The 12694-nt window shown below is 45.3% G+C and carries 10 protein-coding genes and 1 riboswitch; of the genes, 1 reads left to right on the forward strand and 9 read right to left on the reverse strand.

Translation table 11 applies throughout. The features are described from left to right. Positions 1 to 260 precede the first annotated feature (260 nt). Positions 261 to 459: riboswitch (cobalamin riboswitch) on the reverse strand. A 96-nt stretch (positions 460 to 555) separates the two neighbouring features. Then, complete coding sequence (locus tag NXH67_RS01775; protein ID WP_022778318.1) at positions 556 to 1425, forward strand: helix-turn-helix domain-containing protein; 870 nt, start codon at positions 556 to 558, stop codon at positions 1423 to 1425. 15 nt (positions 1426 to 1440) lie between these two features. Here the strand turns inward: NXH67_RS01775 and NXH67_RS01780 are convergent, their stop codons facing one another. The 9 genes from NXH67_RS01780 to NXH67_RS01820 form a co-directional block, all read right to left on the reverse strand. Beyond that, positions 1441 to 3573 (reverse strand): glycosyl hydrolase 115 family protein, encoded by a 2133-nt coding sequence (locus NXH67_RS01780; RefSeq protein WP_272796159.1) that lies wholly within the window; start codon positions 3571 to 3573, stop codon positions 1441 to 1443. Positions 3574 to 3606: 33 nt separating this feature from the next. After that, positions 3607 to 4440 carry a YitT family protein gene (locus NXH67_RS01785; protein ID WP_272796160.1) on the reverse strand — a complete coding sequence of 278 codons (834 nt, stop codon included), beginning with the start codon at positions 4438 to 4440 and terminating at the stop codon, positions 3607 to 3609. A 109-nt stretch (positions 4441 to 4549) separates the two neighbouring features. After that, positions 4550 to 5500 (reverse strand): DMT family transporter, encoded by a 951-nt coding sequence (locus NXH67_RS01790; protein WP_272796161.1) that lies wholly within the window; start codon positions 5498 to 5500, stop codon positions 4550 to 4552. Between the two features lie 163 nt (positions 5501 to 5663). Further along, positions 5664 to 6452, reverse strand: coding sequence for a hypothetical protein (locus NXH67_RS01795; protein ID WP_272796162.1), 789 nt, complete (start codon positions 6450 to 6452; stop codon positions 5664 to 5666). 20 nt (positions 6453 to 6472) lie between these two features. Then, positions 6473 to 7033 (reverse strand): hypothetical protein, encoded by a 561-nt coding sequence (locus tag NXH67_RS01800; protein WP_022778323.1) that lies wholly within the window; start codon positions 7031 to 7033, stop codon positions 6473 to 6475. A gap of 3 nt (positions 7034 to 7036) precedes the next feature. Further along, positions 7037 to 8128: a hypothetical protein gene (locus tag NXH67_RS01805; RefSeq protein ID WP_272796163.1), complete on the reverse strand. Its 1092-nt coding sequence runs from the start codon at positions 8126 to 8128 to the stop codon at positions 7037 to 7039. Positions 8129 to 8246: 118 nt separating this feature from the next. Then, positions 8247 to 9536 carry an alpha-amylase family glycosyl hydrolase gene (locus NXH67_RS01810; protein WP_272796164.1) on the reverse strand — a complete coding sequence of 430 codons (1290 nt, stop codon included), beginning with the start codon at positions 9534 to 9536 and terminating at the stop codon, positions 8247 to 8249. Positions 9537 to 9550: 14 nt separating this feature from the next. After that, complete coding sequence (locus tag NXH67_RS01815) at positions 9551 to 11143, reverse strand: EAL domain-containing protein (RefSeq protein WP_272796165.1); 1593 nt, start codon at positions 11141 to 11143, stop codon at positions 9551 to 9553. 118 nt (positions 11144 to 11261) lie between these two features. Beyond that, entirely contained in the window at positions 11262 to 12560 is a 1299-nt protein-coding gene (locus NXH67_RS01820) for an endo-1,4-beta-xylanase (RefSeq protein ID WP_272796166.1), read from the reverse strand. Positions 12561 to 12694 lie beyond the last annotated feature (134 nt).

The following is a 12694-nucleotide window of genomic DNA, read 5'->3' on the forward strand; positions in this document are numbered from 1 at the left end:
CATAATGCTATTAATATCCCTCATTCTATTTGAGCACCCATAAGGATGCTCTATTTGTCATGCAATTTTCAAGGTACTGATTATTAAACAAACCTCTTCGTTTTAACTTGACATTTAATAGTTAGTCTATTAAACAAAAAAAGTCTCCACCAAGATGGTGAAGACTTTTATGTGCACAAAATCAAAGCAAATGCGCCGATACGCTCATTTCGGGCATTTACCTACATAGCTTTGTACAGTCAATTCCTCGTGACTTGGTTTCCCATGTACGACGACAGGCAGGTCTCCCGGCTGATCGATATGACTACAGTCTCGCTTCTTTCGCCTTCCCGGACCACTCCAGTGACATAATGAAAAAAGCTCTCGAAACACGGTGACGAGATCGTGCGGGATTCTCACCCGCTTCCCTTTTCACTTGTGCAGCAAATGCCCACAAGCACCTTCCGTCTTATTCTGTTTTCTTGGGTTAATAATAACATAGTTTGAGGTATATGCAAGTTTTTGCTATTTGTAATTACCTCCATGCTATACTTGTAATTATCAAAAGGAGCGCCCATGAAGCATATAGTTCTTCCTGAAAACCAACAATTTACATATTCCTACACCGGCAAATTTAAGGCCCTGTCCTCGGACTGGAAGCACGAGAAGTTCCCTCTTAGGGACTATGAGCTCATCATTATGACTGAGGGAGAGCTGTATCTTAGCTATTGCAGCGACAATTTCTGCGTAAAAAAAGGGGAATATCTGCTCCTTCCGCCCAGTAACGGCTATAGGATCGGCTACAAGGAGGCCTACTGCTCCTTCTACTGGATGCATTTTGGCGTACCCGTAACGGACCTTCCTCTTACAATCAACAGCACTGAGAAGATCGTTAAGGATTCCGGCTTCTCCCGCTCCTTCTGCATTCCGCAAAAGGGCGCTATTCCCATGCCCGAGAAGATCGTTGTTCAGATGAAGCAATTGCAGGATATTGTAAAAAACAATTATCCCACCGTATCATTGAATGCCATGGTGACCAGCATTGTCTGCGAGCTCTACGGTCAGCTCTTTTCCGACTCCATGACAAATGCCGACACTCTTGAGAAAAAGCAGATCTACAGGGATATAATCGATTATATTCAGAGAAACCTTCACCGAAACCTTAAGATCACGGAGATAGCAGAAGAATTTGGCTATAATGCCAAGTATCTGTCCCATCTATTTGCCGAAATAAGAGGCATTCCGCTGAAGCAGTATATTCTCAACCAGAAAATCGACGCCGCCAACTTCATGCTCACCGACAATGACAAGCCCATAACAGATATCGCCGCCGAGCTTGGTTTTTCCGATGTCCACAATTTTGCCCGCACCTACAAAAAACTCACCGGGCTTACACCCAGTGAGTATCGTAACGCCTTTGCCAAACGCATGTTATTTCATGTGTGAACGTTATAAAAAATATCAATATTTTTTATTTGCCTCATCCATCAGTTCCCACACTTCAAGATCCGTAAGATGTGCCTTGATCCTGAGTATCAGATGTACCTTGTCTCCGCCGGCCCCCTGCTGGAAATGCCTCTGCCACTTGTAAAAATGCGGGCCATCTCCCAGGACTCGCAGGTACGACATAAGGCTCTCCGCCACGTGATAGGACTGTCTTATGTCTGCTTCACAGTCGTTCTCATAGAAATTCTCCCAGATTCCATGCTCATGAGCACGCATATCCTGATAGCCCTCGTAAAAGGCCTTTCGTGCCAGCCCCGCTTCGTAGAAGGCGCTGAGGTAGTCTATAGTTCTGCCTTCACCGGTCTCTTCCATGGCTCCAATAAAACTCTCGCCATTTGCGTCTTTGCTATCCGGATCAAGGCACTTAAGGAGCGCTCTACAAATGTGATAAGCTCCGAGATAGCTATAATACATATACTTCACCTGTATTATCAGGTTGTTCTCAAGCTGCTCCGCGATGTGAGCTGCCCCATCACTCTCAATGAATTCCTTTACCGCGAGGCACTTCTCCAGATACTCCTTGTATCCCCGAGCACCTTCCTCATACTTCGCAAGCAGCCATACAACCTGCTGCCGCAGCGTATCCGCCTCTATCAGCCAGTTAAGCTCCGGGGTCTTATCCGTATACTCCGGATCCTTCCTGTCGAAACCTGCAATAAACGCACAGGCCAGTATTCTTGCTCCATGATTTGGGAACTGCTCTCCTGCGTGGTCATCCTCATGTTGGCCGTAGGAAATGGCATATTCAGGCCACTTTTTATACAACTCCGAAATCTCCGAGCAATACTCGAAACCATAATAGTCATCGCAGTAGCCATGCGTAAAAGCTTCAATATTGCCTGAATCAGTCTCACCCTTCCATATCCTTGATATCAGCTGGAGATAATAGGTATGGGGCTTAACATTGGAACAGTTGATGATCCAGAAATCATCTGCGCCTTTCTCGAACACCTGCGACAACTCCGAAGCCACAAACTCCGGCGAATTGGGCAGCATTGTCATCATGGCTGCCGCCTGCAGGTCATAGAAGCTTGCATGGTAATAAATTCCGTTGGCGCCGGCTCCATCATCTTTTTGGTCAGGAAGAGCATATACTCTTGGGTTGTGATTATTCTGCCTTCTGGAGACCATTTTGCCGAATCCGTTGTCTGCCCATATCTTGATAACGTCCTTTGGTATATCCATGTATCCGTCCCTGTACAGCTCCATAATCTCGCCGTAGAGATTCATACAGCAGACGGCCTCAGGGTCCTTTTTCCGGATCATATTGTACTGAACCAGCATAAGATCGCTCATGAGCTTGCCGCGGCTCTCCGGTGTATCATAGGCGGGATCGTCAATCCAGAAGGGCCTGTCACCCTGTCCTCTGAAGCCTATGTTCCATATGACCTTAAGCCCCTTCTGATCTTCTATAGCCTCTTCCCACAGCCCCTTGAACAGCTCGGGATACTTGTCGTAGGAAGCCTCAAGCTCCGGATAAGCTCTCGCAAACATCCTCGCTCCCATGGGCTCTGCGTGATGATGGGTGATATATAACCCGTAGTCTCCCGCCAGCTTCTTGTATTTGTGGGCATTGAAGTCCGTCCCGGGGATTGTCATGTTACCGCCGCAGCGTAGAAGAGCCTCAAAGGCCATTCTCCAGGGCATCTCCGGATCCTTATCCCTGATCCAGCCGTCAAAGAGCACCTCGTCGTTAATAAACCAGCCGCGATATTTAACTTTAAAGGGCCTGGACTCATAGGTGAAATCCTCCGGCACAGGGTACCCTTCTTTTTTCGCAAAATTCTGCTCATTCCAGAACCAGAATTCCTTTACCCCAAGAAATATCTTACTCACATAAAAAAGGCCGTAAATCGCCCCAAAATCATCAGAAGCGCCTATCATAAGACGCTTAACTTCGTTCTCATTATGGACGCTTATACGGAAGCACTCTTTTTTTACCCCTGAATCCTGCAAAAGAGCAATATCAACGCCCTTTTTATCGGTTTCAAGGCAGGTACTCTCAATATCTCTTCTGACCGCTGCTGCGGCGAGCTGCACTGCCCCGCTGCAGTCATCTGTAATTACCGCTGAATTATATGTGATCATTGGACATTCTCTCCGTTCTTATGGTATCAAACGTTATCTCAAAATCTCATCAATTGTAGAAACCGTGCTGAAACTACCCGAATGTATGGAAATTATTTCCTTCATCATCGGCAGTTCAAAGTAGCTGATATAGCAGATAAGTGTATTGTTCTCTCCTGCAATGGCACCGCGGGAATCCATGATGGTACAGGTCTTATTCAGCTTCTCCTTGATATCTCTGATGATTCCGTCGGGATCCTGGGTTATTATGGTTACCTGCTTGATTGCTTCGAAGTGATCGGTATAGTGGTCGATAACAGCAGTAGCAACCACATATACCAGCAGACTAAGTAGCGCCGCCGTTGCATCAATAACTGCAAAAACCGTGATATACACCAGCGCATTGAAGCCCAGCAGCATAGGCGTCAGACTGTAATTTCGCCCAGTCTTGTCTGAGAGCTTCTTAACCACAATATTAGCCAGTATCTCTGAGCCGTCAATGCATCCGCCATTTCTTAGGATCAGCGCCAGCCCCGCACCGAGAATTGCTCCTCCGAAGGCCACAGCCAGGAAGTGCTCCGTATTTAGTTCAAAGGGAATATTCTCAAAGAAATCAAGGCCAACCATATAGACTATTGAACCCACTGCGGCTTTGACAGTGAATTTTTTGCCCAAAAAGATATAACCCGCCACAATGAATGGCAGAAAGACGAACAACACGCACATTGACAATTGGATTCCCGTGAGCTTGCTGATAATAATGGCAACCCCGGCGGTTCCGTAATCTATCGCATCATTGGGAAGCAGTATCAGAGCAACGGAAAAGCTCGCCATGACCGCCCCAAGTATTATCAGAAAATATGACAAAATGCCCTGTTTCTTCTTCATACCACTTCTCCAAAAGTTATTTACGTCAACAATTGTATATTGGTTCTTATTCTTATTTTATCATTTACAACAAAAATGAGATATCCTCAAAACCATATAGGGAGAGGTCTTATTTCCTCTCCTTGATCTCAATATTTACAATCAATATGCCTGCTGCGACCAGTAATAGTGCCAGCATACCGGTAATTGAGAACGCTTCCTTGTTCTCTCCCAGGAATAATGCCGACAGCAGCACGCCCATAACAGGATTGATAAATCCAAACACCGAAACACGGCTCACCGGATTGTGCTTGAGCAGAACGCCCCACAGCGTATAGGCCCCCGCAGAAATAAATCCCATATAGATCAGGTTGTATGCGCATCCACTGCTCCAAAATACCAGCTGTCCGCCCATTGCAGCGCCGATAATATACAATACCAGACCTCCCTGCATGAACTGATATCCGCTCAGCACCACAGGATTCTCATGCTTTGAAAAAATCTTGATGCAGCAGGAAGAAAAAGCATAGAAAAGCGCTGCCATCAGCATTGCCCCTTCTCCCTGAAAGCTTATGCTTCCTCCACTTACCAAGGCTCTCACGCCGCCAAGAATCAGCACAATTCCTGCAAATCCCACGATGCAGCCCACCAGCTTTTTTACCGTAAGCTTCTCCAGCCTGAAGATGCACACAGCAATAATGATTGCCAGGAAATTGCCTGAAGCATTGATTATAGAGCCCCTGACTCCGCTGATATAGGCCAGTGACATGAAAAAGAAGAAATACTGTCCTATAGTCTGCAAAAGAGATAGTATCCCAATATATTTCAAGGATTCCCTCTTCGGAACAAGAACCTTCCGGGAAATGACAGAGCCAAATGCTATCGTCATTATCCCCGCCAGCAGGAATCTCGCCCCGGCCAGCATAAGTCTCGACGCTGTATCCTCCGGCGGTATCCTGAACAGTTCATATGCTATTTTGATCGCCGGAGACGCACTTCCCCATAACACGCAGCAGAATAATGCTGTCAGAAATGTGATCGGAAGATACGACCACAGGCTGTTTTTTGATTTATTATCCATAAGATATCAAAATACCTCTTTCCATAGATTAGCTCTGAATAGGCCAAATGCCACGCAGGTTGTGAAAATATCCGATGCAAACTTTAGCTGCGATAACACCTTCAAGCCCCATAAATAACAGCCATGGGAACGATATCAACATCACGTTCCCATGGCTGCTTTTTTATTCTCTTACATATCCGCTTACATCTTCAATCTTCTTCAGCCAGTCTTTTACAGAATCATAATCGACTGCTCTGTCATTGATCTCTACTACATCACTTCTGACCACTATCTGATAAATAAGACTTCCCCACTTATCATAGGTCCAGATCATGTACAGGAACTCATCCTTATTTGCAGTCTGCTCCGATGAAAATGCTGCACTGCTTACGCCGTCCTTAAGCTCTTCAACTTCTTTTTCCGTCAAGGTATACTCCACACCTTCATCGAAATTCGTCTCTGTATACTCCCTAAAATCAATCTTGGCTATACGATCTGTCACACTAAAATATCCTTCTCCGGGATTACGACTATAGTTCTCTGAGGTTTTAAGCCCGTATTTGTTCTCAAGCTTGTCAAAGAACTCATCTGCTGCTTCGTTATGCCACAGGTATTTGTCATCCATGTTAAGGTTATGAGAAGAGTCTACAGTGAAGGTATAAACTGCGTCTCCGCTCTCATTCCTGCAGACAATATTGTAGGATCCGCCTAGGCAATTTAATTGTCCACTCTGCCCATCTCTGAGTTCAAGTTCGGGAACTAACGACATGAAAACGGATAATTCATTATTACCAAGCTCTATTTCCAGATCATCCTCATAATATCCCTTAACCGCATCCTCAATGACAACCGAACTTATCTGCTCTCTGTCAAAAAAGCTCTTCTCCGCCTCCTTTTTATCCTCACATGCAGTAAGCATCGCAAGTGCTGTTATCCCCGCCAGCACTGCTGCTACAAACTTTTTTCGCATTTTTCTCTCTCCTATTATTATCAGATTCTTACAAAAAGTCTTAATTTATAGCCCGTTTTATCCAGGAATGCCTTTTGTATTGCTTCCTTTTGGCCAAACATATAATTCACACGCTCATCTTCACTTTTCTTGGAAACAAAGCAGCCCTTCTCATCAAAGGAAGCATCACTTGCAAAGCCAAAGGCTATCTCATCATCCGCAACAAAACCGTCATCTCCCAGATCATAACGCATCAAAGTAAAATTTTTGCTATTGTTTCTGTCTGCCATCAGAACCTCGGGAATAAGAGAAACTGCCAGCGTTTTGGCCCGCTCCATGAGACTACTGTCAGCCTTATTTTCCATGGCTGCGATCAGTTCTTTTTTAATATCATCCGGTATTTTATCGACCCGTACGATACTGCTAAGATAAAAATAATCGTAGCCTGTAACATCGGTTTTCTGATAAGCATCTTTCTCTTCTTCCTTTACTGTGGCTACGCCCGCTTCTTTCAAATGCCTTTCTGCTTCATCAAAAACTCCAAGGCCTTTTATATAATCAGTTATCAGATATTTGTAAAACTGTATAAGCTCTGTGTTCATTTATTATTTTCCCTTTACCGTATAATCATAATATGCGTAACTATAGCTGCATCCTTCTGCCGTAGGATCAAGGTAATACTTCTTGCCCCAGGAAGAAACTATCAGCATGCCATCCTCAGTAACTCCTGTAACAGTCATGGCGTGACCACCTTCAACATACTTGGTATTCCCCTTTTCATCAATGAGAGTAAAGTGATCTGCACGCATAATTACAGAACCGTCATCATAATCATGGAAGTTTTCGGGTGTAATTTCGATCGAGTTATCAATATTGCATTTTATTCCCTTATCCTTCAAATACAATTCCGCTCTATACTTTCTGGAGCCTTCCGTTGTTCCCCATCCATCTGTCGCTGAAGCATCTTCGGAAGGATTTACCTCATCACTGTCGAAAATCCAGAATCCATCGTGAAGATTATGGTTATCTGTAGCAGCGTACAGGTCAGTAACAAGCATATTATAATTAAGTTCTCCGGTATCCGGGTTAACCATAGGGAATCCGAATTTCTTTTCGAATAGCTCTTCCTTGCCTTCGAATTCTTTAAAAATACTATTGGCGATTGCTACGTATCCGCAGCCCTCGTCATTAAGCTTTTTCAAATAATCCTTGATCTCATCATCAGTCATTTCAGGATAATATTTCCTTACTATGTCATATAATGCATCTCTCTCATCTCCGGTAGCACTCTTTGGACCGGCCTGTTTACCGCCATACCAACCGTTGTCATCAAACGGCGTATTAGGATCCGGACTGGATTCTCCACTACCTGAATCTCCTCCTGCTGCAGATGAATTTTCGCCATTTGTATAATCTGAGCTTTTCGCCATTTTCCCCAAGATACCCTCTTCGGTCTTGGAATAGGTATCGCAGATAACCCCAAGTGCGGTACCAAGCTTCCCCATAGCCACGCTGCAGACCAGAACGTTGTCTATGCAGCTCTGAAGTGCGGCATCGATGGATCCCGATGACCGTGTCTCCATAGGAAGATCATTCCTTACCTGTTCAATCTGCGCACTCAGATTCTTGAGCTCTGCCTGGGCGTTCTCAAAAGTGGACACGTTGCTCTTGCAACTTGTCGGATTAATGTAAAACATATTTTTCCTCTCCCAATACTTTCTTTTATATGTTACAGATACATCTTTTTATATCATACTTTGGACTATAAGTGTTGATTTTCTGACGAATGACACTTGAAATCGGACGAATGACACTTTAGGATATATCAATTATCACCGGCTCGCCCTTGAGACTGACATAGCCGTGCATTATCTCCACGGTGCTGCCGTCTATAAGATTCTCATAGCATCCGTCCTGAGCATGAATAGGGATTATTCCCGGCTCACCCTTGAAAGAGAAGATACCGATGATCTTTTTGCCGCCCCTGCTATGGATAGCCTTCAGAACGTTATCCTCGTAGGTCTTGGTCCTGTAGGTACTGTCTGTAAAGAGCTCATCCTGCTTGATTTCATACAGGCGCTTCATAAGGTCCCCAAGATCAATGTTTTCCTTGGATTTCCAATCTACTTCGTCCTTGTCAAAAAGGCTTGGCAGATGACTCACACCCTTTTCCTGCCCCGCGTAAATAAGAGTCATACCCTTCTGGAAATACAAAAAGGCAGTGGCATTTCTAAGTGCCCTCTCATCCGGGAAAAGAAAACGTGCCCTCGGCTGGTCATGATTCTCCAAAAAACGGAGCTTTACATAGTTATCGGGATAAATATACTCCTGTCTGTTTATCGCCTCTGAATAAGCCTGTAAAGGCCCTTTTCCGGCGGCATATTCCGTCATCTTCTCATAGATGTCATAGTCGTAGAGAATATCGAAGGCCTGATACATCTCGCAGTCAGACTGGGCTGTCAGCCCCATATCTCTCATCGTCATGATAAATCCGGGATCCACCGACTCGCTGAGCCAGATGCAGTCGGGTCTTACCTCCTCAACCTCTTTTCTTGCCCTCAGCCAGAAATCTATAGGAACCAGCGGCGCCACATCGCAGCGGAAGCCGTCAACTATCTCTGCCCACATCTTAAGTGTCTCAATCTGATAATCCCAGAGTCCCTCATTGGCATAGTCCAGATCTATGATATCCGTCCAGTCACCAACTCTGTTTCCAAAGGAGCCGTCAGCCTTGTGATAGAACCACTCGGGATGCTCCTTGGCAAGGACAGAATCAGGAGACGTGTGATTGTAGACCACATCAATGATGCACTTCATCCCCTGCTCATGTATGGCCTCCACAATGGCCTTAAAATCGTCCATTGTGCCATATTCCGGATTGATCTTCCTGTAATCGCTTATTGCATAGGGAGACCCCAGACTCCCCTTCCTCGCCTTTTTGCCGATTGGATGGATCGGAGCAAACCACACAATATCAACTCCCAGGTCATGAATCCTTGGAAGCTCCGGTGTGATAGCCTTGAAAGTTCCCTCCTTGCTGAAGTTTCGGACAAAAATCTGGTACATTACTTTGTTTCTGAGTTCTTTACCGGTTTCTCTCGACATAGTTTTCTCCCTTACTACTGCAGCGGAGTCGCCGACCCGTACGCCCGCACCGGCACTCCATTTTCGTCAAATTCCGTCGTATATTTCACCTTGAACATTATCCTCGCCGCCGTCAATGGCATTACCGCCTCAAGGCTGCCGATTCCCGCAGCCAGCTGCCTGTGCCACTCCCTGTACATTTCCGCATAGTCCGGCTGGAACAGACCGCTCTCTATCACCGGCTCGGGATAATTCCTGATAAGTGGCGGGAGCCCCAGATCACGCATACACCTAAAGCATGGCCGCATCTCCTTCGTGGCGATCGTATATTCCCAGGCATAGGTATTGGTATGCTCACTTGCAAATGCGAATTTACGCTCGCTCTCATACAGATCCCTATAGCTCTTTTTCTCTGCCGTAATATTGCTGATTATTGAATAAATAAGGTATTCATCCCCGGCATTTCCGATTACCCTAAGGTGATATCTGATACACATCCTGTCAGTGCCGCAGCAATCAGAGGTAAGCGTCATCCATACCTCACAGGTCTCCTCTTCGGCGCTGTCAATTGCCTTTTTAATCGTATCTATGAATAGCTTTTTACCGTCAGTTTCAAAGTATTTCCAAGGGTTGGATTCAATGAAATCCCTCTCGGATATATTCATTCCGATCTCTTCGATGTACTTCCTGTTAACTCTGATAAACTCAAGCCTTCCCTCGTTATAGGAAAAAACAGCAGCTCCTCCGACGAAATTGTTGAAGATCAGCGTCTCCAATGAATTCGGATCCCAGAAATTGTCCGCATTAAAGGTCTTGAGAAGGTCAATGGGACTCTTGGTTGGTTCATGGTGAGCAAGACTCATTTTTTCCAGGAATTCCTCCTCCGGAAGCGGCTTGGAGTACAGATAGCCCTGAATATAATAACATCCGATGCTTTTCATAAAATCCGCCTGTTCAATGGTTTCCACGCCCTCAACGATAATAGGCGTCCGTAGCCATTTTGCCATCTGAACGACGCTCCTTATGATTATTCCGCCGCGGCCGCTCACATTACCGTTCAGGAAATTCAGATCAAGCTTAATAATATCCACGTCCAGATCCTTAAGGATATTGAGCGAGGAATACCCGCTGCCGAAATCGTCCATCTCAACAATATATCCCAGCTCATGGAATCTGCCGATCACAGAGGACATCAGCTCCATTCCGCCTATGGCGGAGGTCTCTGTTATCTCTACCCTGAGGTACTTCACGGGAATATCGTATTTTTTTCTGATATTTTCAACATCTTCAACATACTCATGCTTGAAGATATCGTTTCTTGACATGTTAAAAGAAATGGGAATAACGGGAATGTCATCGTCGATACACTGCCTCAGAAACCGGCAGGTCATCTCAACCATTTGAATATCTGCGAAATACAGAAGATCATTCTCCTCCAGCACCGGGATAAAGTCAGAAGGATACTGCATACCGGCCTCAGGATCCACCCATCTCATAAGGGCCTCTGCACCTGTCATTCTGCCGGTGGAATGATTGAACTGGGGCTGATAATACGCAAAAATATGGCCATGTTTAATGGCATCATCAAAAGAAACCAGCAGTTCCTCTGTAGTCATACGTCTTTGCATACGGTACCTCCTGTATCCAATGTACCAATGAAAGCAGTTCTGCTCCTCCCGTATGATTAATAATACCATAGAAACCGCTGATTTCTTATCGATGATTTATTAAATTATTATCAAAATATTAGTTCGCGTGTTCTTCCATTACAGCCTTGATCTTGTAGTAGGAAGGCTTGGGTTCATAGTTTCTGTCGAAGATACGAGTGTTGGTTGTATCCTCCTTGCGGTAATGATCCACAAGACCAAATAAGGTAACATTTGTTATGTTTGCAGGGCCGCCGTTATCTGAATCCATCTCATATATCATCTCGAAGATTTCCTCGTATTTGTTGGCCTGCTTCTCGAACCACTCATCATTTTCCTTATCAACACCAACGGACAGCTCCGTGATCTGAATCTCCAGGTCGAGACTTGCGAATTTCTCCATAGCAGTCTTGATCTCTGAGATCTCGGGATAATCAATTCCCCAATAACCCTGCATTCCGATGCCGTCTATAAGGCCTTTTTCCTTAAGTGAGGAGCACAGTGTATAGATGCCCTCTGTCTTTGGAACCTGGAAGGTGTTGTAATCGTTGTAAAAGAGCTTAACATCGCTGTCTGCATATTTTCTTGCATAGGTAAATGCCAGCTCCACGTAGTCGGGACCAATAGTCTCATACCAGGGATTGGCCTGGTCTCCGCAGGTGGTTCTGCACTTGAAATCACTGTTCGGATCAGCGCTCTCGGGATCAACTGCCTCATTTACAACGTCCCAGCAGTAAATAACTCCCGGATAATTCTCCTGAACATGGGTAAGAAGCTGCTGAATGTAGCTCTCCATACGCTTACTCATTGTTTCCTTGTCAACGTACTCTCCGTCGTCCTTATAACCCTCTCTGAAGAACCACTCCGGTGCCTGTGTATGCCATACAAGTGTATGACCTCTCATCTTCATACCTGTCTCCTGACACCACTCAAGTGTGGGATCGATGGAGTAAAAATTAAGCGCGGGGCTTCCGTCGCCGTTTAACAGGCTCTCCTGTGAGCCGAACTGATCAAGAATATAGCAGCTCTTCATGAGGTTAGTCATGGTGCAGCTGTTAAAATGCTTAAGTGATAATTCCTTGTAGGAAGGTATATTCAGTGTCTGATTCTCCACCGTACTTCCGTTAATACCAACTCCAAGGGTAAAATAGTCCTTGCACAGGTCCTTAAGAGCCACTCCGTCGTCCACGGGCTCTTCCTGAACATCCTCTGTAGCCTCAGTAGCTGCGCTGTCTGCAGTTGCTTCCCCCGATGCCTCTGCCTCTAAGCTCTCGCTGGCGCCTGCCTCGCTCACAAGTACATCTGTTCCTTCGGTACTGGCTATACTTCCTGCCTCCTGCCCGCATCCTGCCAGCAGAGCCAGAGCAACAATACCTGCCAAAATTCCTTTCCTTCTCATAAATGCCTCCGATTATATAGTCTTTAATTCAGCCAAAAAATCAGCTATCCATTACTATATTTGAACCTAAGCAGTCTGACTACTCATTCATTGTGTTTTTTTGCCATTATGTTGCTATACACATGCTTTTTTCT

The organism is Butyrivibrio sp. DSM 10294, from assembly GCF_028539135.1.
In the GTDB taxonomy this organism is placed as follows: domain Bacteria; phylum Bacillota; class Clostridia; order Lachnospirales; family Lachnospiraceae; genus Butyrivibrio.

Bases quoted from the DNA above. Each gene is read 5' to 3' on its own strand.
- NXH67_RS01790 (WP_272796161.1), bottom strand. From the start codon at position 5,500: ATGGATAATAAATCAAAAAACAGCCTGTGGTCGTATCTTCCGATCACA.
- NXH67_RS01800 (WP_022778323.1), bottom strand. From the start codon at position 7,033: ATGAACACAGAGCTTATACAGTTTTACAAATATCTGATAACTGATTAT.
- NXH67_RS01805 (WP_272796163.1), bottom strand. From the start codon at position 8,128: ATGTTTTACATTAATCCGACAAGTTGCAAGAGCAACGTGTCCACTTTT.
- NXH67_RS01815 (WP_272796165.1), bottom strand. From the start codon at position 11,143: ATGCAAAGACGTATGACTACAGAGGAACTGCTGGTTTCTTTTGATGAT.
- NXH67_RS01775 (WP_022778318.1), top strand. From the start codon at position 556: ATGAAGCATATAGTTCTTCCTGAAAACCAACAATTTACATATTCCTAC.
- NXH67_RS01820 (WP_272796166.1), bottom strand. From the start codon at position 12,560: ATGAGAAGGAAAGGAATTTTGGCAGGTATTGTTGCTCTGGCTCTGCTG.
- NXH67_RS01795 (WP_272796162.1), bottom strand. From the start codon at position 6,452: ATGCGAAAAAAGTTTGTAGCAGCAGTGCTGGCGGGGATAACAGCACTT.
- NXH67_RS01810 (WP_272796164.1), bottom strand. From the start codon at position 9,536: ATGTCGAGAGAAACCGGTAAAGAACTCAGAAACAAAGTAATGTACCAG.
- NXH67_RS01785 (WP_272796160.1), bottom strand. From the start codon at position 4,440: ATGAAGAAGAAACAGGGCATTTTGTCATATTTTCTGATAATACTTGGG.
- NXH67_RS01780 (WP_272796159.1), bottom strand. From the start codon at position 3,573: ATGATCACATATAATTCAGCGGTAATTACAGATGACTGCAGCGGGGCA.